This is a genomic window from Reticulibacter mediterranei (genome assembly GCF_016587455.1).
Window position 1 is genome coordinate 3,362,932 of record NZ_BNJK01000001.1, and the last position, 25,113, is coordinate 3,388,044.

Below are 25,113 nucleotides of genomic sequence, written 5' to 3' on the forward strand. Positions count from 1 at the left end.
CGAGCCTCTCTTGACGTAGCACCTCTTATTCTCTAGAATACCAGGTATGAACGCAACTACACAACTGTTAAACGTATCAATCAAGCGTATCGATACAGAATTGCCTTTGCCTGCTTATGCCACGCGCGGCTCGGTCGGATTTGATCTGATCTGTCGCGAGGATGTGGAGGTATTGCCGCACGAGCTGGGGCGCATTCCTGGCAATATTATTGTGCAAACCCCTCCCGGCTATATGCTGCTCCTCACGATGCGTAGCAGCACGGCGCGGCGTAAAGGATTGCTCATGCCAAATGGCGTGGGCGTGATCGATCAAGACTACAGCGGGGAGGGCGACGAACTGCTCATCTCCGTCTACAATTTCCGCGACGAAGCAGTCACCGTCCAGCGCGGCGAACGTATTGCACAGGGAATATTTGTACCGATTGGCCGTGTTGAATGGAATGAAGTGGATGAGGTTGGCACAGGACGTGGAGGCTTTGGCAGTACAGGGGATTAACCATGTCACTCAAAGATTATTATGCCATCCTTGAGGTGCCGCGCAATGCGACGCTGGAGCAAATTAAGCAGTCCTATCGTCGCCTGGCACGTCTCTATCATCCCGATCTCAACAAACACATACACGACGACCGCATCAAGCAGCTCAACGAAGCGTATGATGTGCTGAGCGATACTGCCCGGCGGCTGCATTATGATATCGCTATGCTGGAACAGATGCGCAATGCCCTCATCCTGGATATGATTCGTCGCCAGCAAGAACAGGCCAGGCGCGAACCGAAAATGACCTGGAGAGAGGGCGTCGTCGGGTTTGTGCGCGAAATGAAAAAAGAAATGCAGGGCAATTGACGCCCTCTGCAAAATAGTGAAAGCAATCTTCGCTCAGGCACCGTTGCTGCTCTATACTATACCAGCAGCACGTCAGCCCAGCGCTCGATGGCGGCTGACCAGATTGTTGTCTTGATCAAAGAGTTCGACCTGCACCGGCAAGGAAACGTATTGATCCGTGAGAAAGAGCGCCAGCCCGCCTTTGACCGTATCCTCCAACTCAACCCCATTTTTGCTGATCAACCGTACCCGCGCGATAGTATATCCCTGCGCGCTCACCGTTCCACAGGCATAGAAGGCATGCCCATAGCCACCTCCACCTCCCAGGTGTACATATGGATAAGCACGTGGCGGCGGCATCTGAGCGTTTTTGCTCCAACTACCGCCCCAGACGCGCCAATCGCCCGCCTTATCCTGCTCAATCACGCAATGTCCACTATAGGGCAGTCCGGCCAGATCGCGAAACATTACCGCATAGAGCTGATGACCGGGGATGCTGCGCTCACCGAGAAACTGAATAGTGGCGGGATCGGCCTTCACTCCACTGGCATTTGAGGCGCTCAAAAATGAGCGAATAAAGTGCTGTGCATCAATTTCTACCATAGAACGAATTTCCTTTGCTTGATGAATTGTTGATATTTCGTTCTATCATAGCATAGTAGCGCCAATCCCTTGCGGTTGGCGCTGTTTCCCCGGTGTTTGGCGCTGTTTCCCCGGTGTTTGGCGCTATGTGCCCTATCAAATAGCCCATCCCTGACCTTCTGGTCCGGCGGTCAAGATCTGTGGTCCCTTTTTTGTGATGGCGATGGTATGCTCGAAATGGGCGCTGGGCAGGCCATCCTGAGTCACGATGGTCCAGTGATCCGAGAGCAGTTTGACGGCTTTATTGCCCAGATTGAGCATTGGCTCAACGGCGACCACCAGGCCCGGCCTCAATTCAAAATCGCCAGATGCTTCATAGCGGCGCGAGTAATAGTTAGGGAGTTGCAGACCTTCCCACATCTCGCGTCCGATGCTGTGTCCAACCAACCCCTCAACAACTGAAAGGCCCGCATCAGTGGCGTAGGCCTCCATTTCTTTTGCCACCTGGCTCCAGTAGCGACGTTTGGGGATCAACTCAATAGCAAGCCGCAGCGTCCCTTCTGTGATATCGAGCAAGCGTTGTTTTCTGGCATCGATCTTGCCGACTGGCCAGGTGACAGCTGCATCGCCGCACCAGCCATTGAGCTTCACGCCAATATCGATGCTTACGATATCGCCCTCTTTCAAGCGACGGGGACCGGGAATACCATGCACCACCTGCTCATTGACGGAGATACAGGTTGAAGCTGGAAAAGGCGTGGTGTTCTGGACGCCCTTAAACAAGGGAATAGCGTTATGTTCAAGTATATAGTGGTCCACAGCAGCGTCAATCTCAGCCGTCGTCACGCCCGGCCTGGCCAGTTCAGCGGCGACCTGATGGACCTGCCAGGTAAGCAGACCGGCCTGACGCATCAACGCAATTTCTTTGTCAGTTTTGAATGGTTGCATAATTTTTATCCCTTTTATAGATGACCAGATGGCATAGAGAAATAACCAGAATGAATGATCCTGGACGAAAACGTTATCATAAAGAGAGGATTTACACAAACACATACGCTTATGAGAATAGTGGAGTTGCGAGAGGGAGAGTGATATCTACTATTGGGCTAGTAGGGGCGATGGCTTGTCCTCGCCCGCCTGTTATGCTGTAAGGAAAGCGCGTGGTAAGCATGAGCAACGGCAAAAATGAACTGCATTCTCGACCAGATCGAGTGGTCGCTCTGCTACCACGCTAGCGGTTAGAAATCGTCGTGTATCTGTTGCATGGCTCGCTTGTAGGTATCAAGCGTTCTCGCATCAAAGAGAACGAAGAGTACCTGCTGCAAGCTCGTAGGCTGCTGAAGGTGACGAACAATGGTGCGTAGCGCGATTGGCGCGGCCAGCGTGACCGGATAGCGATAGGCACCGGTACTGAGTGATGGGAAGGCAATGCTTTTGATCTGGTAGCGTTCGGCCAGATCGAGACAGGACTGATACGCACTGGCGAGCAATTGCTCCTCATCGCCATGTTGCTGATAGATGGGACCGACCGCGTGGAAGACATACTGTGCATTCAGCCTTCCCGCGTGGGTAGCGACCGCACTTCCGGTTGGACACCCGCCGATCTTGCGGCATTCCTCCATAATCGTGGGACCGCCGGCACTGTGAATAGCGCCATCGACGCCACCGCCACCAGCGAGCGCAGCATTGGCCGCATTCACAATCGCATCGACCTCTACCCGCACGATATCCCCTTGCATCAGCGCAAACGTCACCCCATTTACAGTATAGGTTGACATGAAAGGTTCCATTTGTCAGCGTTCTACCAAATTGAGATAGCCGGTGACGTTGTGTATTGCCCCTGGCCGGCGGAAATAGAGGGCAGTCTGCGCACACGCTCTACATCGATACCCACCAGGGGCGATACATTTTTGGCAGTGAGCAAAACGTCACTACGAGCTACTTTTTGATTACAGCCTCTGAGAGTTCTTTGCCAGGGAAAAAGCGCACGCGTTCTTTCGCGGGCACCTCGATTGGTTGTCGGTCGCGTGGATTGACCCCCTTACGAGCGGCGCTCTGGCGCACTTTAAATGAACCAAAGCCAACAAGACGTACCTCGTCTCCATTCTGAAGCGCCTCGCGGATGGCGTCAAGCGTCGCCTCCAGCACCTCAGCCGCCTGTTTCTGGGAAAGTTTCGCCTGTTTTGCAATACGTTTAGACAGCTCTTGCCGTCCAATAGTCTGTGCAGACTTCTCCGCAGTTTTTTCTTGAGCCATAGGTTCTAAAATCCTCCTTACAACTATCACACACGTCGCTTTTTTAGTCCCAATGGAGTAACGTTGTTGGGCCTGTAGAGCGACATTACAACCTCACTGCCGATAGGAGTATAGCATGTGAATTTGAGAAATACAAGCGTGTCACTATGGCTGTATTCCCGGTACATATAGTGAATCGGCCTCTGGAGCCATTTCATGCCTACCATATAGGCTGAAAACTGGCCTGACAAGCGAGGTCTGTTATTGTTGTCTCATAGGAAGATTTCTACTAGTTAATGTTGTGCTACTGACTATAGAATAAACCCATCCTCACTGTAAATATATTCTATAGGATCTGTATTGTAGAGTCAAAGTTAAATCTCAGAGCCATCACAACAATCGATGGCAAGCTCTTCACCATATGAATTTCACAACTAGCGATTCCCGGGGTCTGACCGAATATGGCAGGGGCGACGGCTTGTCAGGTTGCCCTTTTCTTTCTCACGTTTTAACACGCTATTCTTCACCGCTCACTTTCTATGGGGTACAATATCGAAAAGGGTGCATAGACACTTTCTATCTTCCATTGGAGAGCAGTACCATCACACTCAGAGAGGAAATGCGCTTTGTATCGATGCTTTGTATCAATATAAAGCGCTCTATGACGACTATGATTGAGCGGGTTGCCGATAATATTTTCAGGCTAAATATTCCAATCCCTTTTCCCCTGCGCACCGTCAATATCTACGCCCTTGTGGGAAAAGATGGCTGGGCTATGTTCGATACGGCGATTGGCACCGAAGAGGCACGCGCGGCAGTGCTGAATGGTCTGGCAAGCGCAGGGCTGGCAATAGAGCAATTACAGGCCATCGTGCTATCACATGCCCATCCCGACCATGTGGGACTTTCAGGCGAGCTACAGGAACAGAGCGGCGCAGCGGTCTATATGCATCCAATAGACGAGACGATGTTGCAATTGTTCTGGAATGGCAAACGCGTCAGGACGTTTGAGCAGGCCAACCAGTTTTTCAAGCCTCATGGCATGCCCGCCGAGCCAACGCATCCCGCCCAGGTGCCACCAGAGGTCATGCAGAAAGTGATTCGTGTTCCCTCCCATGAAGCTTTTACCCTGGTCGAGGATCAGCAAGAGATCGAGTTGGCCGGCGAACGCTATCGAGTTTTCTGGGTTCCCGGCCATTCTGACGGCCAGATTATGCTCTTTCGCGAGCGCGACGGTGTATTGTTAGCGGCTGACCATATTTTGCCGCGCATCACTCCCAATGTTGGCCTCTATTCTGGACACGGACGCCTCAACCCGCTTGGAGATTATCTCGATTCGCTACGCAAGATTAAACATCTCCCAGCCAGCATTGTCCTGCCCGGGCATGGAGACCCGTTTCCCGGTCTCTCAACACGTGTCCAGGAGTTGATCGAGCACCACGCAGAGCGCGAACAGCAGATCCAGCACTTGCTTGACGGACAACCGCAACACGCCTACTATCTGACCAGACATCTCTTTGGAGAGCGCCTCAAAAGCCAGGACTCCTGGCGCATGGCGATGGCTGAGACGCTGGCTCACCTCGAACATCTCCGCATCAACGGTCAGATCACGCAACAGCATAATGACGGCATCATCTTTTACGCTGCGGTGTAGCGTTATCGCAAAGGATACATAATGGATACGCTGACCATCTTTGGTGCAAGCGCTGTTACCATCATGCTTATCGCATATGCGTTTGAACAGCGCTCGGTCTGGTGGATACTGATTTTTGCCATTGCCTGCGCAGCCTCATCTCTCTATGGCTGGCTGGCCGGAACCTGGCCCTTTGGCATTGTTGAAGGCATCTGGGCACTGGTCGCCCTACGGCGCTGGTGGCAACAACGCGCGCTTGCCATACGTTCCTCTTCAACCAGGGAGGTGAGGCAGTAGTCCAAACGGGCTACTGTTTCCTCCTCAATCAGCATATATCAGGTTTCTTCACCTTATTCTCATCAAAGCCTCCTACACTTTGGAACAAGGAGTTCCTCTGTTGGAAATCATACCTATGCATCAAATCACTCTCTTTTAAAAAAGTAGTACTAAAAAGCTTCTTCTCTGTTATGTTTTGGCGCTCACAACGATATCTGTAGTGAATTGCACACGAGATAACCTGAATACCTGTTCTATATCAAGAACAATGGTACTGAGGTATTACCACGAATTCCGATGATTTGTTGGATTCATTGTCTAGCTTGTAATTACTTCTGTTACCATATCAGTAATATAATGCGCTTATTTTTGCAGACATCTCGCACGTAATCACGACAGCGAGAAGAGAGTTAGTGTCATGACGATTGGCAGAAAGCACAACCATACAAGAGCATGTGCTTATCCACATATGCGAGATAGCGCTGGGATAGTGCTTTAAAGCTTAGATATGGACGATAAAGTCATGTGTTTGCATATTTTTAGTCCTTGCGGCAATTGTAGTGATAGAGCATGCGGAGGTAGTAACTTATGACGGTCCTCGTAACCGGCGGGGGAGGCTTTCTTGGTGGGCATCTGGTAGATGTATTGTTGGAGCGGGGTGAAGCCGTACGCATTCTGGCACGTCCAGACGAAGATGTCACGCGCTTGATCCAGGCTGGCGTAGAAGTCTGTCGGGGCGATCTCGCTAATCGTGCATCGTTGGAGGCGGCGGTTGACGGAATAGATCGTGTCCTGCACTGCGCGGCGCGAACCGGTCCCTGGGGAGACGAAATCGAATACAGAAAGGCGAACGTCTTTGGGCCGAGAACGCTGCTAGAAGTGGCGATGACGGCAGGAGTGCGACGCTTTGTGCATGTCAGTTCGATTACAGTACATGGAGTTGATATAGATGGCAGCGCCGATGAGATCACACCGCTGCGTGGCGGCTCTGATCCCTATAGCAAAACGAAGGTAGCAGGCGAATATGCTCTGCAACAGATGATCGAGGACATGAATGCGCCAGTAACGATTGTTCGCCCGGGCTTGATTTATGGTCCACGCGATACAAACAGCTTCGGGCGTTTCGCCAGACTGATCGAGCAGGGAAAGATGCCCATCATTGGCTCCGGTCATAATCACCTTCCGTTGATCTATGTGAAAGATGTGGTGCAAGGCATCCTGCTGGCAAGCGAAGTTGGGCAGGCAATTGGCAGAGCATATTTGCTGGTCAACGACGAACCAGTCACGCAACTCGACTACTTTACTGCTATTGCGAAAGAACTTGGTGTAGCGCCGCCTCGCCTCCACATTCCCTATCATCTGGCCTTGACGCTGGGAGCATCCGCCGAATTGCTCGGACATCTCGCCCACATGCAGCAGCCACCACCGCTTATGCGCTTCGGTTTGCAGCAGATAGGCGGTGAAAATCGCTTTATCATCAGTCGGGCGCGGACCGAATTGGGCTTCTCGCCCCAGGTCAACTTGACAGAAGGAGTTCGTCAAAGCGTCGCCTGGTATCGCATGTAATATCACTATGACCCGGTCATACGGTATATTTTTTGAGCAGAAGAAGGAGCTTGACATTGAACATATTGATTACAGGGGGAAATGGATTTCTTGGTCGTCACCTCATCGCATCCCTTCAGGAGCGCGGCGACACGGTGAGCGTCCTTGCCCTTCCTACAGAGGATACCACCTGGCTCGAAGAGCGCAATGTCATGGTGTTTCGCGGCAACATCCTTGACCCGGATACCCTCATAGCCCCTATGCGTGGCATGGATACTGTATTTCATCTCGCCGCCATGATTGGCACATGGCGCTCAATGCGTGACTATTACGCCGTGAACGTCACCGGAACCGAACATGTCTGTCGAGCGGCTCTCAAGGCCGGCATCTCCCGTCTCATCCACATCAGCTCTGCAATGGTTTACGATATGGCCGCAAAACGCATACCAACCGAAGAGGATCTGCTGGTCCCCTTAGACGAGCCATATAGCATGACCAAAGCGCAGGGTGATATGCTGGTGCAGCGCATGATCCGTGAGGAGCATCTTCCGGCTGTAATCATTCGACCCGGAACCCTCATCGGTCCCGGCGACCGCCTGAACTTCGGTCGCATGGTTGATCGCATCCAGGCGGGCAAAGGTGTGATCATCGGGCAGGGCAATAATACCATCCCTCTCTTCTATGTCACGGACATGGTGCAGGGACTACTCCTGGCGCTGGACTCCAAACAGGCGATTGGCAGAGTCTACAACATCGGCAACGATCAGCCACTGACACAGTCCCAATATCTCTCCACCATTGCCCGCGAGATCGGCGTTGCGCCGCCATATTTGCATATGCCTTACACGGCTCTCTATACCGCTGCCTATGCCGCCGAACGTATCGCCTCAATCAGCAACGATCGGGTCAAGCCGTTTCTCACGCGGCACGGCGTCAAGCTCTACGGTGCGAATAACCACGTTTCTATCGACAAAGCGCGGCACGAGCTGGGCTACGAACCGAAAGTCTCGCTCGCCGAAGCAGTGCGGATCACCTGCGCCTGGTATCAGCATCAGGATAACAGGATGTTAGATACTATACCAGCTAGTTTGTTAACCATGACACAGGTCCATTAGGGAGGAACCATGCCACAAACGGTGGTAGATAAAGTTGTGATTGTGACGGGAGCCAGTTCAGGCATAGGAGCCGCTACTGCTCGCGAATTCGCTCGTCAGGGTGCTAGAGTGGTGCTGGCAGCACGCCGCGCCGACAAACTGGCAGAACAGGTCGCGCGGATCACGCAAGCTGGAGGACAGGCACTCGCCGTATCAACAGATGTTACCGATGCGGAGCAGGTACAGCAACTTGTCGAGCAAACCAGAACAACATTCGGATCGATAGATATCCTCGTCAACAATGCTGGAGCAAACTGGGGCAAGGCGTTGAGCGAAACCACCACAGACGAGATTATCCGCCTGCTACATGTCAATCTGCTTGGCACCATGCTACTCACGCATGCGGTGTTACCAGAGATGCAGCGCAGACACTATGGTGTGATTATTTCAGTTGGCTCCGTTGCCAGCCATGTTGCTATAGAGCCGCTCTACTCGGCAGCAAAATTTGGCGTGCGCGGCTTCTCACTGGCCCTGCGCCGCCAGCTTGCCGGAAGCGGTATTGCCGTGAGTCTGGTTTCGCCCGGCAATATTCGTACGCAGATGACGCGCGCCATTCAAGAGTCAATGCCTGAACCGGAGGTCGTCGCCAGCCTCATAGCTCGCCTCGCCGTCGCACCGCGCCGCGAAGTGATCCTTCCGCTCAAATATCATGGCGTGGTCTGGCTCGACAGGCTCTTCCCAGGTGTGGCAGATTTTGCCTTTTACTGGCGACACCGCCAGGATCGCAAGCAGGGCAACTATAGCAACCTCCCCGCTTATGCACGCGTGACAGAACAGAACAGAACAGAATAATCCAGAAGGAGAAGGATAGTGGAGACATTAATTACCGGGGGTACAGGTCTGGTGGGACATCATCTCGTCACAGCGCTACAGCAACGAGGCGACAACGTAAGGGCGCTCGTCCTGCCATCGGAGGATGCCAACTGGCTGGAAGAGCGCGGCGTTGCAGTCTATCGCGGCAATATTTGCGAACCTGACACGCTGAAGGCTCCTATGCACGGCGTCGATACCGTATTTCATCTGGCCGCGATGCAGGGTTTATGGGTGCCGATGGAAGAGTATTATAAGGTCAATGTCACCGGCACCGAGAACGTCTGTCGGGCCGCTTTAACGGCCAGTATACGCCGCATTGTACATGTTAGCTCATGGACGATCTACGGCATGGGTCGCGGCTGGACGCTCGGCGAAGAGGTCGCACCCGAACCGCGCAACGATCCCTACTGGATCACGAAAGCCCAGGGCGATCTGCTGGTCCAGCGCATGATCATCAGGGATCGCTTACCCGCCGCGATTATCCGGCCAGGTACAATCTTTGGCGTGGGAGATCGTCTGAACTTCGGGCGCATGGCCGCCAAAGTGCGCGAGGGCAAGGGGCTGATTATCGGCTCCGGCAATAACGCCCTCCCGTTGGTCTATGTCACGGACGTAGTGCAGGGACTGCTTCTCTGTGCAGAGAAAGAACAGGCGTTGGGGCAGGCATTCAACATCACAAACGATCAGCCATTAACGCAGAAACAATTGTTGAATGCGATAGCGCAGGAACTTGAAGCCGCGCCGCCGCGCCTGCATGTGCCATATCCCGCCGCCTATAGCATCGCCTATGCCGCCGAACGCGCCGTCACGTTCACTGGCGCGAAGCATCCCTTCGTCACCAGACACGGCGTCACGTTATATGGCACCGACAATCGCCACTCCATCGACAAAGCGCACACCGAACTAGGCTACGCCCCCCAGGTGAGCATTCGCGAGGGCGTGCGCCTCGCCTGCGACTGGTACAAACAGGAATTTATGTCTGCGGGCAATACATCCGCGTTAGATGCCGATCCAGACCCAGAAGAGCTGCCAACGACGACGCATTAATAAAATCGTCTTACACGTTAAAAGTACTATTCAAGATAAAGAAATCTTAACTGCTGGAGTGCTGCACGACTCGTGGACGGCTCACCCAAAAGAGGAGATAGGAATGCGCATTTTAGTGGCTGAGGATCATCCTACGCTTGGTTCTTCACTCAAAGAAGGTCTGGAAGAATGCTATTATGCCGTTGATCTGGTGACGAACGGAGAAGAAGCCTACGAACTGGGCAGCGTGGTTCACTACGATCTGATTGTTCTGGATATTATGCTTCCTCGCCGTAATGGACTGGAAGTGTGTCAGCAACTCCGCCAGGACAACAGCAGCCACACGCCCATTCTCTTTTTAACTGCTCTGGGCGACGTTGAAGACCGCATCAAGGGCTTCAATGCTGGGGGCGACGACTATTTAACGAAACCATTCGCCTTTCAGGAGTTCGAGGCACGCGTTCGAGCGCTCTTGCGCCGCAACCGAGCCGTAAAGACAACCAGACTCCAATTCATGGATGTGACCTTAGATACCGTCTCGCGTGTCGTCCAGCGGGGAGGGCGCGATATTCTGCTGACCGGAAAAGAGTTTGCGCTTTTAGAATTTCTTATGTATCATCCGCATCAGGTGATGAGCCGCACAACGATTGCAGAGCATGTGTGGGATCTGGAAGCGGACCACTATTCCAACGTCATCAATGTATATGTCAGTGTATTACGTGGCAAGCTTTGTGCCGACGGCGAACCAGATATTATCGCAACGGTGAGAGGAGCAGGCTACGTCTTAAAGGAGCCACTCTGATGAAGTTTACACTATCGCAGCTTCATCGTCCCAGCCTGCGCATGCAATTGACGATCTGGTATACGCTGGTCTTCGCAGTGCTGATATCTTGCTCCGGCTTTCTCCTCTATGTGCATCTGCAAAATACACTCATCAGTACTCTGGACACCGCTCTGCGCATACGCTCGCATCAGGTAGCCGATGATATTAGCTACGAACATGGCATCATTATCTTTCATAATAACACCGACGAACTACCGGGTTTCGATAAAGATGACCATGATGATCCTATGCAACCGGGCAACGACGCGGATGTCAACACCGACACGCTGGCGCGCGTCCTCGATGCTCAAGGGCATACGGTTGGGGTCACGCCCATGTTCGAGGATCTGATAGTGCCACAGGAGAGCATCGATCTTCCACTACATGGCACGCCCTGGGAAGGAAACGTCAGGGGAGCCAATGGCGAAAACGTGCGTATCTATAGCCGGGTACTGATGGAAGACGGACGAGTTATTGCTATCATCCAGGTGGGAGCCTCGCTAACGCAGTTCAAAGTTGCTCTTGCCAGTCTTCTCACCGATTTTCTGATCCTGGCACCAATTACCCTCTGCTTGAGTGCCATCGGCAGCTATATTCTGGCATCGCGCACCTTTCGGCCGATTGATCGCCTCATCCGTACTGCGAAACGCATCAAAGAGGGCGACCTGCATCACCGCGTTCCACTGCCAGAGACACACGACGAGGTTCACCGTCTCGCCCTGACACTGAACGAAATGCTTGAGGAGCTGGATCAGGCTTTTATGCGACAACAACGCTTTGTTGCTGATGCCTCTCACGAACTGCGCACGCCCGTTGCCGCGATTCGCAGCCTTACGGATGTCGCACTCCTGAAGTCTCTCACCAACGAGAAGCAAATCGCCGAAAAATATATTTCCACGCTCAGCAATATCAATACTGAGGCCCAACGCCTGGGTTCCCTGATTAGCGATCTCTTGCTGCTGGCGCGGGTCGATGAAGGGGAAACGGCTCTTCAGCAAGAAGCTGTTCATCTAGATATGCTAATAAATGCGGTGCTTATCAACGCGCAACCGTTGGCAATGGAGCGCAATATCACCATCAAGAAGCAGATAACGACATCTGTTATCGTGCCAGGAAACGAAGGGCGGCTGATCCAGATGATGATGAATCTGGTGGATAATGCTATCAAATACACCCATCCCGGTGGGTATGTCACACTACAACTCACAGAAGAGGCACATGAGGCGTGTTTACGCGTCATCGACACGGGCATCGGTATTCCAGCAGAGCATCTCCCCCACATCTTCGAGCGCTTCTACCGCGTTGATCCCGCCCACTCCTCTCAAGGCGGCAGTAGCGGCCTGGGTTTAGCTATCGTCAAATGGATCGTCTACGCGCATGACGGATCGATCAGCGCAGAAAGCGAGCCTGGCTCAGGCTCAACCTTTACGGTACGTTTGCCAATGACAGAGAGCAGACCTGACAGCCCTTTACCCAGTATGGAGAAGCCGAGAGAGAAAATCCCCTCGTAATTATCGATTGGCACGAAAACGAGAAAATGTGAGGGGGATGATGTCTCGTTTTCGTGCCAATCAACCTCGCCACAACGTTTCTACAGCAAAAGTCTTATGCGTATAAAACTTATACTACATTAGTATTCCCTTAGAGAAGAGAAGTTATCCACAAGTTATCCACTATGATAATGAAAATTGGTGGATAACACTCTTTTCCGACATGCCCCGAAAGTGTTACAATGGGGTGGGGCAAAGTGGGGCAAAGTGGAGCATTTTTTCGATACGTGGGGTAAAGCGGTGAGTCTTTCCTATCAGCGGCGAGTTTCTGGGATGGAAACCGTTGCAAGAACGGTACAGGCTCATCATTGGATAAGGTATAACGGTTTTTTATGTTTCTTGGCGAATATGAGCATAACATCGACGCAAAAGGAAGAATGGCGGTCCCGGCAAAATTTCGCGCCCAACTGGACAAGGGAGCGGTGATTAGCAAGGGAATGGGAGCCTGCCTGTCGGTGTATACTATGAGTCGCTGGGAAGAGAAATCAAATGAACTGATAGCTGGCATGTCGAGCGACGACCTGCGGGACTTCGAGCGACGCATCTATCCAAGCGCCAGCGAAATCGAACTGGATGCGCAGGGTCGGATGGTCATACCACCCCGCCTGCGAGCTTATGCAAAATTGGCAACTGAGGTCACAGTGGCCGGGGTGCGCGACCATTTTGAGATCTGGAACCGCGCCACCTGGCAGGAGTATCAAGAAAAACTGGATGCTGAGGGAAGCAGTATTCCCTTTTAATCTTATAGATAAGAAATTATTCTCTAATGGATAGTGTTCATTCACAGCATATATCTGTGATGCCAGACGAGGTACTGAACTATCTACAACCCTCGCCCGGCGGTCACTATATTGACGGAACAGCAGGCGGAGGAGGCCACACAGCAGCAATTCTTGAGCGTTCAGCACCCGAGGGGAGAGTTCTGGGGATCGATACTGATGAACAGGCGCTGGATCGAGTGAGAGAGCGCCTATCTGAGTATGTACGCAATGGAAGGCTGGTGCTGGTACACGGCAACTTCGCCGACCTGACAACGATTGCACGCCAGACAGGTTTTACTTCTGTGCAGGGAGTGTTGCTGGACCTGGGCTTCTCCTCTGACCAGATGGATAATCCTCAGCGCGGCTTCTCGTTCAGTGCAGACGGTCCTCTGGATATGCGACTCGACCGGACGCGCCCCGTCTCAGCTGCCGATCTGGTCAATAGTGCCAGCGAACAGGAACTGGCTGATATTTTCTGGCGCTATGGAGAAGAGAGGCGTTCTCGCCAGATCGCACGCCGTATCGTGAATGCGCGGGAAAAGGGAGCTATTACACGCACAACGCAACTCGCGGCCCTCGTTGCAGCCGGTGTCCCTTTTAAACCAGGCACCATTCATCCAGCAACACGAGTGTTTCAGGCACTACGAATAGCAGTCAATCAGGAATTGGAGCAATTGACGGTCGCGCTTCCATCCATACTAGATATATTGAACACACAGACAATCAATGGCATGCGAGGAGAGGGAATCGGGAGGATGGCAGTGATCGCATTTCACTCGCTGGAAGATCGGATCGTCAAAGAGTTCATGCGGCAAGAGGCAAAAGATTGCATCTGCCCACCGCGAACGCCTGTCTGTATCTGTGGTCACAAGGCGCGGTTACGCATCTTAACGCCTCGCCCGCTGACACCAACCGAGCAGGAGGTTGAACAGAACCCCCGCGCTCGTAGTGCCAAATTGCGCGTCGCCGAGGCTGTTGCAACAGACAATCGTTGAGCTACTCATCGCTTCGTAGTGCGTCACATATAAAGGTGCCTTTGCACCTCACCATCTTGCTTGAAGGAACGCAGCGTATGTACAACCCGGCAGAGCACCTGGAAGATGAAGACGCGGCACCACCAGAGCCAGCGTTACAGCCTATCCGGGCCGCACAACACCGCCGACAACTCCATCCATTCTTCTTCCGAATGGGATCGGTCACGCTGTGTATTACGAGCGTACTCCTGGTGGGATTGATGGCTGTACTCTATCTGAGCCAGGTTGGGCAGGCCGTTGCCGCCAATCAGAAGTTGCAGGAGATACATAGCAAACAGGCCGAGTTACAGCGGCAAAATCAGGATCTGGTAGATACGATTGCGCAGGAACAATCCCCCGCCTACATCGCAGAACAGGCGAAGAAGCAGGGATTAATCGCTGCCGATCCGCAGGCGCTCCAGATCATTATCGTACAACATGTGGAGCCGATTCCTAACCAGAATCAGACGCAACCAAACAAACCATAAAAAACCCGGCCGTTAGGCGGGTGGCAAACCGAAACCACCATGAAAGGAGGCAGAACGATGAGTATCGAACTGAGGCGTGCGCGTCAGCGGCAAATGTTCATCTTTCTGCTGGTTTGCGCCGCTCTCTTCGGCCTGATTGGTCGCCTCTATTATTGGCAAGTGTTGCAATCTGATCGCCTCTCACGCGCCGCCAATGACGAGCACACGCAGAGCGAAGTACTCAACGCGCCGCGTGGATTGATCTATGATGCACAGGGGCGTATTCTCGCAACCAATATCATTCGAGACGATGTATACATAGAACCGATCCAATTTCTTGGCGATTATCCCGACGCGGATCAGTATCAGGCGAAGTTACAAAAAGTTGTGCAACAACTCCATCAGGTGTTGCCAGCACTCTCAGAAGAGAAGCTACGCTCCGCGTTTGCCTCGCAGCAACGAACGGTGCGCATAGCGAGCGCAATTGAGCCAGAGCAGAGCCAGCAACTCCGCACACTGCAATTGCCCTACACGTTTCTGGAGCCGCGCGCATGGCGAACGTATCCATCAAAAGAGCTGACCGCGCAGGTGTTGGGATACGTTCAGGACGGTGTAGGAGGCGTGTATGGCGTTGAGAAAACATACAACAAGCAACTGGTTGGCACGCCCGGCAATTTTTCGGCGGAAACCGATCTCAATGGAAACGCACTCACTGTAGGTGCCAGTGCGGACCAACCGGCAATCCCGGGAGCCAATCTTACCTTAACAATTGATAGCATGATTCAATATCTGGCCCAGACAGCCCTGGAAGAGCGTGTACAGGCGTTACATTCTCAAGGTGGCTCCATAGTTGTGGTCAATGCACGCACGGGAGCAATCGTCGCGATGGCCGGCGCACCGACGTTTAATCCCAATGACTATAGCAAATACTACAACAAAGTAGGCTGCCTGGGCACGCAGAGCGTCTACTTTAATCCGGCGCTCAACTGCGGCTATGAACCAGGCTCGGTCATGAAGGCCGTGACGATGGCGGCAGCGCTCGATCAGGGGCTGATCACCCCCGATCTCACGATCAATGATCCGGGGTATGTGGACTTCCCGGATGCGCCGCGCGTCACCAACTGGGACAATCGAGCCTATGGCAAAGAGACAATGACCGGTGTTCTGGAGCATTCTGCCAACGTCGGCGCAGCCATTGTCGCTCATAATATTCTGAAGCCTGATCGCTTCTATCCTTATCTTGAGCGCTTTGGCTTTGATCAGCCGACACATTTGAGCTATCCAGAATCAAACTATACCTACCGTGTACCTGGCACACCGGGCTGGACCCCGAGCGACCTGACGCGTCAATCGTTCGGACAGTCCATCCAAACCACGCCATTGCATGTTGCGATGGCGTATCAGGCAATTGCAAATGGTGGCACTCTGATGCGTCCCTATCTGATCCAGTCGATTGACAACAATGGACAGAAGACGCAGACGCAGCCCCAGGTACAGCGCCAGGTAATCAGCGCCAAAACAGCGAAAACCCTGACGGGCATGCTGGTGAGTGCCGCTGATTACAATCAGCAAGCCACGATCCCTGGCTACAGCGTCGCAGTCAAAACGGGAACGGCAACGACGCAAGGCATTGCTGACGATCAGACCGAGGCTTCGATAGCAGGCTTTCTCCCTGCCTCGAATCCGCAGTTTGTGATCCTGGTCAAACTGGATCGACCACAGGGGCAGGACAATATCTTTGGTGGTACGGCGGCGGCCCCCCTATGGAAATATGTCGGGCAACAATTGATGTTACATTATCAAATTGCGCCTGATCGACCGGGGAACTGATAATTGAGAGACCAATAGGACGTGTCCCTGGGGAAACACGTGAAGAGGGTACAACAGTGCAAAAAGATCGTAACGACAAAAAACAGGAGTACAGCGATTTAAGTCCGGTATGGCAAGAATTATTGGGGGGACAACTAAACCAGCCCGGACAACCAGAAGCAACCGATCAGACAACATCGGAGAAAGAAGAGGAAACCACCACTATTCCAACGCTGGAAAGCGATCCCTGGAGCCGACTACTCCATGCTAAAGGGATCGAGATGGTCGATCTGGAACAGCTACATCTGCACATGAGCGAGCAGGATGTTGAAGAAATGCTGGCAATTATGCGCGAACAATCGAACCAGGCCAACGATGAGCAAAGTAGCGAATAACATGATGCAAGCAGTTGCAGCCTTCGTTCTTTCTTCAAAGGACTACTGGCAGTATACTGGAAATTATGTTCTACGTCAAGAAGAACATACCTGAACAGGCTATTCTTCTGACACCAGGCATAGGAACTAGGAACGCATGGGACAGGACAGGTTCAAGCAAGGAAGTGGCGCGGGTAAAGGGGCAAAAACAACCAGAAGAGGCGAGAAGCTCAAGGGCTACTCTCCTCCTATTGTGCGCTCGCCTGCTCTCAAATCGGCCGAAGATCAGGAGCGGCTGGAACGGCATGGCCTCAAGCGTTCCGCGTCGTCCCGTTTGCGCCGCACAGGTGAAACGACGACCAGGCGCAGAGCCAACATGGGACGGATAAGCTTTCAGGCCGAGGGGATAGACGAGAGACGCCGCTTACCCCGCAAGAGCTTGCCGAACAGCAAGAATCGACATGGCGCGGTCAACGTCTACGCCCGGGTTGAGCAGCGATCACGGGTGGTAGAAAACTGGCCGTCACATCCGCCGCGCACGCGTACAATGGATCTGCCCGGAGAGCCGGTAGAGGTTATTAGTAAGGAGGAGCAGCAGAAACTTTCGTCCTTAGAAATGGATCTGCCGCGCGTCGCCGGTCCTATCGACTCGTGGCTGCTGATGATTGTCATGGCCCTGCTCTGCGTTGGACTGATTATGGTCTACAGTTCAAGCTCGTTTCTGGCGGCAGCCAACTATGGCGATCCGTCGTACTTTTTCCAGCGCCAGCTCTTATCGGGACTGCTCGGCATCATCGCCATGCTGATTACGATGCGCATCGATTATCGCTACTGGCGGCGGCTCTCGCTGATTGGACTGGCCATTTCGCTTCCCTTAATGGTTGCGGTGCTGTTCATTGGCTCCAACGTCTATGGGGCGTCGCGCTGGATCACGCTCGGCCCGTTCTCGTTTCAGCCCAGCGAACTCACAAAACTGGCGCTGGCGCTGTATATTGCGGACTGGCTGGCGCGGAAAGGTCGGCAGGTTAGCTCGTTTCTCTATGGCATGGCCCCATTCGTCATCCTGGTCGGAATGATCCTGGGGCTGGTACTCCTGCAAAAAGACATGGGTACGGCTATCATTATCGCGGCCCTGGCGACGGCAATGTTCTTTACGGCCGGAGCCAACATTGTTCAGTTCTTGCTGGCGGTAGCATGCGGTGGATTGATTTTTCTGACACAGGCATTTCAGGGCTATCGTTTCTATCGTTTGCTGGGCTTTCTCGATCCATTCGATCACATTACCAGCATTAATTTGCAATTATATCAATCATTATTAGCATTGGGATCGGGCGGCTGGCTGGGCGTGGGATTGGGCGCGAGTCGCCAAAAAACAGGCTATCTGCCCTTCCCACATATCGATTCGATCTTTGCCATTATCGGCGAAGAACTGGGATTTCTAGGCTGTACAACTATCGTTGTTCTGTTTCTGCTCCTGGCCTTTCGTGGCTTCCGGCTAGCGAGGCGCACACAGGATGTCTATGGCGCATTGCTGGCAACAGGCATCACCACCTGGCTTGTCTTGCAGGCAATTATCAATATAGCGGCGGCAACCGGCTCTATTCCCTATACCGGCGTGCCTCTGCCCTTTATCAGTTATGGCGGCACAGCCCTGGTTATCTCACTGGCAGCAGTGGGTGTGTTGCTCAATATCTCGCGTTATATGCAAGTGCCGGAGACGCCAGCACTCTCCCGGCGCGCTATTACACAAACACTGAATATTGCAAATACAAAAGAACAGACGAAGCAGACGCATCAGGAAATGACACATGCGTCCAGATAAAGGGGGTCTATGCGAGTTCTCATATCGGGCGGAGGCACCGGAGGTCATATTTATCCCGCCCTTTCGGTCGCCACACTGTTACGCGACACCTATCATGCCGACATTCTCTATCTAGGCAGCGATGACGGAATGGAGACGAAGCTGGTTCCCGAAGCGGGTTTTCGCCTGCTGACGGTGAAGGCTGGCAAGTTGCAGCGCTTCATCGCGTGGAAAACAGTGGTTGGTGTGGCGCGTGTTCCGGTAGGAATGGCGCAGGCGGTAGGCATTGTGCGCCGCTTCCGTCCCGATGTGGCCTTTACCAGCGGTGGCTATGTCGCGGTCCCGGCTGGCATCGCGGCCCGAATCAATGGCGTGCCGCTCCTGATCCATCAGCAGGACGTGTCGCCCAACCTGTCGAATCGCCTGATCGCACCGCAGGCAACGCGTATCTCCGTTGCCTTCGTGGACTCGCTTCAGTACTTCCCTGCACAGAAAACGGTGCACCTGGGCAATCCGGTACGGCAAGCAATTCTTGACGTGCGGCAAAGAATGCCAGAGCAGGCGCGAGCAGCCCTGGGCTTCGATCCAAACCTGCCCCTGCTCCTGGTCACGGGGGCCAGCAGTGGCGCACGCCACCTCAATCAGGCGACCTGTCAGATACTGGCAACGCTGCTCCCTCGCTGTCAGGTATTGCATATCAGTGGACCGACGCTCTTTGAGGAGACGCGCCCGCTGGCCGAGAGCGCGATGGCCGGGCTGGACGCGGAGACGAGGCAGCGCTACCGTCTGGTGCCGTATATGTCGGATGAGATGCCGCTGGCAATGCAGGCGGCCTCGCTGGTACTCTGTCGCTCAGGTGCATCAACGCTCAGCGAACTGGCGGTGCTGCAAAAACCAGCCATTCTTGTGCCGCTGCCGCCGGGCTTCGGTGGCTCGCCACAGGAGATCAACGCACGCATGTTTGAGCAGCATCAGGCGGCAACATTGCTACTCGATAGTGATCTGAAGTCTGAAACACTTGTAGAACGTATAAACTCTATTATCGACTCTCCTGATCGTTTACAAACAATGGCAAAAGCAGCCGGACAACTGGCAAAGCTCCATGCGACGCACGAGATTGTCGAAACTATTGTGAAGATGGCAAAAAATCCGGTCGAAAAAACATCACAGCATGAGGTGTTGAACATTTGAAAAAGTCACATTTGCATTTCATGGGTATAGGTGGTCAAGGAATTTCGGCGGTGGCACAGATGGCGGCAATAGCCGGGGATACAATGGTCACAGGTTGTGATCGGCAGGCATCCGCGACAACTCGCGCACTGGAAAAGGCTGGCATCCCGGTGCAGATCGGGCATAGCGCAGACCATCTGGCCGATGTCGATATGCTGGTTATCAGTCCGGCAGTGCCTGCGCTTGATCCGCACAACCCGGAGCTGGTCGCGGCGCAGCAACGGGGCATACGCATCATCACCTGGCAGGAAGTGCTGGGAGAACTGATGCGCGGCAAATGTGTGCTTTCCATCAGCGGTGTGCATGGCAAGGGAACGGCAACGGCTATGCTCTCGTTGATGCTGGTGGATGCGGGACTGGACCCGATGTGTGAGATCGGAGCCGTCGTTCCTCGCTTCGGTGCGAACTATCGTCTTGGTAAGGGGAACTACTTTGTCAACGAGGCCGACGAATTCAATCATAATTTCTGGCACTATCATCCACGCGTGGCGGTGGTGAAATCGATTGAATTTGAACACCCGGAGTTCTTCCCCGATTATGAGGCATTTCTGGCCGCATTTGAGCATTTTATTCGTGGTATGGATATGCAGAGTGATTGGCCTGTACCGCCGACTCTCGTACTAAACGCCGATAGTCCGGGCTGCTTGGAGCTGCATAATCGCCTCAACGATTGGGGCGGGAGAGTCGTGTTCTATCATATAGAGAGCAAAGAGAGTAAGCAGGCGGTGGAGCAGATAGGGTTGCAAGGGAATGTCGATAGCACCTTCACGGCGTACGATGTGCGGCTGGAAGGAGAGACCAGCTTCCGCGTCAGGACAGCCTTGCCAGGAGACTTTCCACTGGGAGAGCAGCAGATTCATCTGTCACTTCCAGGTTTGTATAACATCGAGAACGCGCTGGCAGCCCTGACCGTTGCACATCTAGTCGGGGTCGATGCCCATACTATTGTGCGAACATTGGAAAGCTTCGGAGGTACGCGCAGGCGCTTTGAAATCCGCCATCAGGGTTCTCTCCTGCTCAACGGGCAGGAGTTGACGGATCTCTTGTTGGTAGATGACTATGCCCACCATCCAACAGCCATTGCTGCCACTCTGGAAGCTGTGCGCAAGCGCTATCCAGAACGGCGACTGATTGCGGTATATCAACCACATATGTATAGTCGAACAAAGACGTTTTTTGAGCAATTCTTACACGCATTTGATGAGGCAGATAAAGCTATTGTGACCGATATCTTTCCTGCTCGTGAACAGAATACAGGTCTCGTGCATACCCGTGAACTGGTAGAAGCAATGGCACAACGCCCTCACTTCTCTCAGGGCAGGACGCAGGCGTTGTATGGAGGAACGTTGCAGGAGACCATCAACCTGCTCCAACAAAAATTACGTTCGGGCGATATTGTCGTCATCATGGGCGCGGGAGATATCTATACAGTGACAGAAAAGTTATTGCAACATGTTACATTGACCGGGAAGGAAACACTATGACGTTCGATGCCGAGACTGCATATACCGAACTGCACGCTCACTTTGGGGAACGCGCACGGCGTAACGAGCCACTGGCCCGGCACTGCACCTTTGGCGTCGGCGGTCCCGCCGATATCTGGGTCACGCTAGATAGTCGCGATGACCTGATTGGGCTGACGACGCTGTGTGCAGAACGACGCTGGCCCCTGCTTCTGGCAGGTAACGGAACCAACGTCCTCTACGCTGATGCAGGAGTTCGCGGCATCGTAGCACGAATAGCAATGAATGGCTATAGCATTGAAGATGGTAGCAACGATACGGCACTCTTGATAACCCACGCGGGCGTCAGTTGGCCGCGACTGCTCAACGAGTTAGCAGCGGCAGGCTGGGGAGGCTTAGAGTTCGGCCCCGGCATCCCCGGAACGCTCGGCGGTGGCGTCATCAGCAACGCGGGCGCACACGGCAGCGATCTCGCCCAGGTGTTGGAATGGGTTGAGACGCTGGATGCCTCGCGCTGTGAGGAGCAACCGGTAGCACCAACCACGCGGCGCTATACGCTGGCAGAACTTGATCTTGGCTATCGTCACAGTCGTTTTCGGGCGCAACGGCGAGTGCAATTTGACGCAGAGGGCTACCCTGTAGCAGCCCCCAGGCTGTTGATAGAACCGGCAGAGATTATCATGCAACTGGGGATTCGCCTGCATCGGGAAGATCCGAACGTACTGCGTCGCCTGATTGAAGAGCGAAAACAACATCGCAAGCGAACACAACCGCCGCAGCAGAGCGCGGGATCGGTGTTCAAGAATCCCTCGGGAGATTATTCGGGGCGGTTGATAGAGGCGGCAGGTATGAAGGGAAAGATGTATGGGAAGGCGCAATTTTCAGAGCGCCACGCAAATTTTATCGTTAACGTAGGAGGAGCAAAAGCCGCAGATGTCGCGGCACTTATTCGAGAGGCACATGACCGCGTACGCGAACAGTTTGGAGTGGACCTGGAACTGGAAGTCGAACTGCGCGGCGAGTGGAAGGTATCGCAACCATGACACAGAAGAAAAAACTACCGGAGCAGATCGCATCACACACCTACAAGAGGCAGCTGCCAAAGGAGGGTTCCAGGGCGTCTGCGAAAGTAGAACACATAGAGAGAAAAGGGCTACCAGAGCAGAGGGCATTTGTTGGCAAAGAAGAGACGCCCGAAGTGAAGAGAGAGATCCTGGCCAACCAGGGTCCACGTCAGCGCATCGTGACCGTGCCCAAAACCGATCCCTCAACGGCATGGAACGCCTTTTCGCAACGGCAGGAGCGCCGGAGAAGAGCGACCGCTCGTAAAGGGACGGCAGCGACAAGCCATGTCAGGCTGGAGGCGCGCACCTATGCCCGCACAGGCTCATGGGCAACCATCGGACGCACGCGCGGCACGCGGCGACCGCTGCCATCATCTCATCGCAGTTCCTCAGTGCCGACACGCAGCGGACGACGAGGGCCTCGCCGGGGCTGGCTCTGGCGCATACTCGGCTCGGTAGTCGGCCTGATCGGTCTCGGCCTGGCAATAAATTTTGTGTTTTCCAGCAATGCCTTTCGTATCGAACAGGTCAACGTCACAGGCACAAAGAACGACGCGCTGATCCACACGATTCAGAAGATGGGCATCCAGGGAGACAACATCTTCCTGGCCAACATCCCATCCATGAAAGAGCGCGTCGAAACGTTGCCCCTGGTCGCCTCAGCCAGCGTGAGCAAGCAATGGCCAAACCAACTGACGGTCGTGGTGACGGAGCGCAAACCGGTGCTGCTCTGGCAAACGCCGGCGGGAACGTACAGCGTGGATAGCCAGGGCGTCGTGATCGCCCCGGCCAGTCAGACACAAGGAGCAGACCATTTGAGGGTGGTGGAGGCGGGGGTGAATACAACGGACAAAAATAAAGGACAAAAGGGTAGTACTATCCAGCCATTGCATGCAGGCACGCACTTGAACGCGGCGGATGTCTCATTCGCACTCCACGTATTCGAGCGGCTACCGCAAGTGACAGGCATTAATACGTTTAAATTACGATATGATGGTACAATATATCCTGGTACAACAAGCGGATCTGAAACGCGGGGCACATTTGTTGTAGAGAGTCCTGATGGCTGGATTGCTTATCTGGGAAGCGCCGCCGATGCCAATCCTCTCGAAAACAGGCTGATTGCAATGCAACAGATACTACTAGTAGGGAAGAAGCAGGAGCAGCATTTAGCCACGATAGATGTGCGTTACGGGCTGCATCCAGTCTACACAATAAAGTCATGAAGGATGATGTAGGAGTGGACACGAAAACGGATCGTGTTCAAACGGTATTCGTAGTGCGTCTCACAAGTGTACCGCCCAATAGGAGCGTATATCGTGCAAGAGCGGGTGATCGTCGGCATCGACGTAGGAACAACAAAGATCTGTGTCCTGGTTGGCGAGCTTGATCGCGACGGGAAGCTGAATATTGTTGGCGTTGGCACCTGCCCTTCACAGGGGTTGCGCCGTGGGGTGGTGGTGAACATTGAAGAGACCGTCACTTCAATAGCAGCGGCGCTAGATCGTGCAGAACGCCTATCAGGAAAGAAAATCGTCTCAGCTTATGTAGGCATAACGGGCAGCCATATCGACTCAGAGAATAGCAAGGGATTCGTCGCCATCTCTCCCAGCCATCGGGATATTGAGCAAAACGATATCAGTCGAGCGTTTGAGGTCGCTCAGGCGATTGCGATCCCCGCCAACCGCGAAATTATCCATGTTATTCCGCGCGGTTATGTTGTTGATGGGCAGGAAGATATTAAGAACCCTATCGGTATGTCTGGTTTCCGCCTTGAAGTGGAGACGCATATTATCACGGGTGCAGTCTCCGCGATCCATAATTTAATCAAGTGCGTACATAAGGCGCATGTAGAGATTGAGGATCTGGTGCTGGAACCGCTGGCATCGGGAGAAGCTGTACTGGCCGACGGTGAAACCGATCTCGGCGTAGTGCTGGTTGATATTGGTGGTGGCACAACCGATATCGCCGTCTACACCGATGGAGCCATCTGGCAAACCGTCGCGTTACCACTTGGAGGGAATCAGATTACCAACGACATAGCAATTGGCTTGCGGCTGCCCTTTGGTGTTGCGGAGGAACTGAAAGTCACCTACGGACACTGCGACCCATCGTTGATCGATGAAGACGATATGATCGACCTGTCACAGTTTATGCCAGATTGCAACGATCTCGTGCCGCGCAAGCTGCTGGCAGAAATCATTCAGGCCCGCGTCGAAGAACTCTTTGCAATGGTCCATGAAGAGGTCAAGAAATCGGGCTATGATGGGTTATTGCCGGCAGGCATCGTCTTAACCGGGGGTACGGCAGAATTGCCCGGCATCGACGAACTGGCGGGGCAGATCCTCGATCTTCCGGCACGCATCGGTTCTCCGCTCGGTCTGCATGGGCTGGCCGACTCGATCAGTAGACCAGCGTATGCAACCGCCGTTGGTCTGCTCCTGTGGGGTTTACGCCACACCTCGTTGATGATCGAGGAAGACGAGCCTGAAGACGAAGGATCGCCAGATGTATTATCTCGTTTCGGCCGCTGGCTACGTGCTTTTATTCCTTAGACCCGGTTTCTACTTTATAGACAGCGTAGATAGCTCGCGTTACTTTGATCAGTGGAGAGTTAAGTGCAGAATGGCTCATTCGTTCGTTCTATAAAAGTAGAGACTTGAAAGGGGGCC

General features: G+C 53.5%; 25 protein-coding genes. 21 read left to right on the forward strand and 4 right to left on the reverse strand.

Annotated elements, in window-relative coordinates:
• Positions 1-46 precede the first annotated feature (46 nt).
• Positions 47-496 carry a dUTP diphosphatase gene (dut, locus tag K3T83_RS14320; protein WP_220203646.1) on the forward strand — a complete coding sequence of 150 codons (450 nt, stop codon included), beginning with the start codon at positions 47-49 and terminating at the stop codon, positions 494-496.
• Positions 497-498: 2 nt separating this feature from the next.
• Positions 499-843 carry a J domain-containing protein gene (locus K3T83_RS14325; RefSeq protein ID WP_220203647.1) on the forward strand — a complete coding sequence of 115 codons (345 nt, stop codon included), beginning with the start codon at positions 499-501 and terminating at the stop codon, positions 841-843.
• Positions 844-915: 72 nt separating this feature from the next.
• On the opposite strand, the gene K3T83_RS14330 is transcribed toward K3T83_RS14325, so the two are convergent.
• The 4 genes from K3T83_RS14330 to K3T83_RS14345 form a co-directional block, all read right to left on the reverse strand.
• Positions 916-1,425, reverse strand: a complete 510-nt coding sequence (locus tag K3T83_RS14330) for a hypothetical protein (RefSeq protein WP_220203648.1) — start codon at positions 1,423-1,425, stop codon at positions 916-918.
• A 135-nt stretch (positions 1,426-1,560) separates the two neighbouring features.
• Complete coding sequence (map, locus tag K3T83_RS14335) at positions 1,561-2,352, reverse strand: type I methionyl aminopeptidase (protein WP_220203649.1); 792 nt, start codon at positions 2,350-2,352, stop codon at positions 1,561-1,563.
• A gap of 290 nt (positions 2,353-2,642) precedes the next feature.
• On the reverse strand, positions 2,643-3,182 hold the full coding sequence (locus K3T83_RS14340; protein WP_220203650.1) for an O-acetyl-ADP-ribose deacetylase: 540 nt from the start codon (positions 3,180-3,182) through the stop codon (positions 2,643-2,645).
• Between the two features lie 160 nt (positions 3,183-3,342).
• A complete protein-coding gene (locus K3T83_RS14345) occupies positions 3,343-3,660 on the reverse strand; it encodes an HU family DNA-binding protein (RefSeq protein WP_220203651.1) in 318 nt (105 codons plus the stop codon).
• Between the two features lie 640 nt (positions 3,661-4,300).
• Here K3T83_RS14345 and K3T83_RS14350 point away from each other — a divergent pair.
• From K3T83_RS14350 to ftsA, 19 genes are all read left to right on the forward strand, one after another.
• On the forward strand, positions 4,301-5,293 hold the full coding sequence (locus K3T83_RS14350) for an MBL fold metallo-hydrolase (protein WP_220203652.1): 993 nt from the start codon (positions 4,301-4,303) through the stop codon (positions 5,291-5,293).
• 21 nt (positions 5,294-5,314) lie between these two features.
• A complete protein-coding gene (locus K3T83_RS14355) occupies positions 5,315-5,569 on the forward strand; it encodes a hypothetical protein (protein ID WP_220203653.1) in 255 nt (84 codons plus the stop codon).
• A 567-nt stretch (positions 5,570-6,136) separates the two neighbouring features.
• Complete coding sequence (locus tag K3T83_RS14360; protein ID WP_220203654.1) at positions 6,137-7,114, forward strand: NAD-dependent epimerase/dehydratase family protein; 978 nt, start codon at positions 6,137-6,139, stop codon at positions 7,112-7,114.
• A gap of 56 nt (positions 7,115-7,170) precedes the next feature.
• Entirely contained in the window at positions 7,171-8,208 is a 1,038-nt protein-coding gene (locus tag K3T83_RS14365; RefSeq protein WP_220203655.1) for an NAD-dependent epimerase/dehydratase family protein, read from the forward strand.
• Between the two features lie 9 nt (positions 8,209-8,217).
• Complete coding sequence (locus K3T83_RS14370; protein ID WP_220203656.1) at positions 8,218-9,039, forward strand: SDR family NAD(P)-dependent oxidoreductase; 822 nt, start codon at positions 8,218-8,220, stop codon at positions 9,037-9,039.
• Between the two features lie 18 nt (positions 9,040-9,057).
• Positions 9,058-10,107 (forward strand): NAD-dependent epimerase/dehydratase family protein, encoded by a 1,050-nt coding sequence (locus K3T83_RS14375; RefSeq protein WP_220203657.1) that lies wholly within the window; start codon positions 9,058-9,060, stop codon positions 10,105-10,107.
• Positions 10,108-10,210: 103 nt separating this feature from the next.
• Positions 10,211-10,888, forward strand: coding sequence for a response regulator transcription factor (locus K3T83_RS14380; RefSeq protein WP_220203658.1), 678 nt, complete (start codon positions 10,211-10,213; stop codon positions 10,886-10,888).
• Entirely contained in the window at positions 10,888-12,420 is a 1,533-nt protein-coding gene (locus K3T83_RS14385; protein ID WP_220203659.1) for a sensor histidine kinase, read from the forward strand. The genes K3T83_RS14380 and K3T83_RS14385 overlap by 1 nt, the downstream gene beginning before the upstream one ends.
• Positions 12,421-12,791: 371 nt before the next feature.
• Complete coding sequence (gene mraZ, locus K3T83_RS14390; RefSeq protein WP_220203660.1) at positions 12,792-13,199, forward strand: division/cell wall cluster transcriptional repressor MraZ; 408 nt, start codon at positions 12,792-12,794, stop codon at positions 13,197-13,199.
• Between the two features lie 26 nt (positions 13,200-13,225).
• Entirely contained in the window at positions 13,226-14,215 is a 990-nt protein-coding gene (gene rsmH, locus K3T83_RS14395; protein ID WP_220203661.1) for a 16S rRNA (cytosine(1402)-N(4))-methyltransferase RsmH, read from the forward strand.
• Between the two features lie 77 nt (positions 14,216-14,292).
• Positions 14,293-14,721, forward strand: a complete 429-nt coding sequence (locus K3T83_RS14400) for a septum formation initiator family protein (protein WP_220203662.1) — start codon at positions 14,293-14,295, stop codon at positions 14,719-14,721.
• Positions 14,722-14,778: 57 nt separating this feature from the next.
• Positions 14,779-16,530 (forward strand): peptidoglycan D,D-transpeptidase FtsI family protein, encoded by a 1,752-nt coding sequence (locus tag K3T83_RS14405; protein ID WP_220203663.1) that lies wholly within the window; start codon positions 14,779-14,781, stop codon positions 16,528-16,530.
• Positions 16,531-16,586: 56 nt separating this feature from the next.
• Positions 16,587-16,904, forward strand: coding sequence for a hypothetical protein (locus tag K3T83_RS14410; RefSeq protein ID WP_220203664.1), 318 nt, complete (start codon positions 16,587-16,589; stop codon positions 16,902-16,904).
• 136 nt (positions 16,905-17,040) lie between these two features.
• Entirely contained in the window at positions 17,041-18,705 is a 1,665-nt protein-coding gene (ftsW, locus tag K3T83_RS14415; RefSeq protein WP_220203665.1) for a putative lipid II flippase FtsW, read from the forward strand.
• A 9-nt stretch (positions 18,706-18,714) separates the two neighbouring features.
• Positions 18,715-19,875, forward strand: coding sequence for a UDP-N-acetylglucosamine--N-acetylmuramyl-(pentapeptide) pyrophosphoryl-undecaprenol N-acetylglucosamine transferase (locus tag K3T83_RS14420; protein WP_220203666.1), 1,161 nt, complete (start codon positions 18,715-18,717; stop codon positions 19,873-19,875).
• Complete coding sequence (gene murC / locus K3T83_RS14425; RefSeq protein ID WP_220203667.1) at positions 19,872-21,398, forward strand: UDP-N-acetylmuramate--L-alanine ligase; 1,527 nt, start codon at positions 19,872-19,874, stop codon at positions 21,396-21,398. Before K3T83_RS14420 ends, murC begins: the two co-directional genes overlap by 4 nt.
• A complete protein-coding gene (murB, locus tag K3T83_RS14430; RefSeq protein ID WP_220203668.1) occupies positions 21,395-22,420 on the forward strand; it encodes a UDP-N-acetylmuramate dehydrogenase in 1,026 nt (341 codons plus the stop codon). The genes murC and murB overlap by 4 nt, the downstream gene beginning before the upstream one ends.
• On the forward strand, positions 22,417-23,667 hold the full coding sequence (locus K3T83_RS14435; protein WP_220203669.1) for a cell division protein FtsQ/DivIB: 1,251 nt from the start codon (positions 22,417-22,419) through the stop codon (positions 23,665-23,667). The genes murB and K3T83_RS14435 overlap by 4 nt, the downstream gene beginning before the upstream one ends.
• A gap of 93 nt (positions 23,668-23,760) precedes the next feature.
• Positions 23,761-24,996: a cell division protein FtsA gene (gene ftsA, locus K3T83_RS14440; RefSeq protein ID WP_220203670.1), complete on the forward strand. Its 1,236-nt coding sequence runs from the start codon at positions 23,761-23,763 to the stop codon at positions 24,994-24,996.
• Positions 24,997-25,113: the final 117 nt, after the last annotated feature.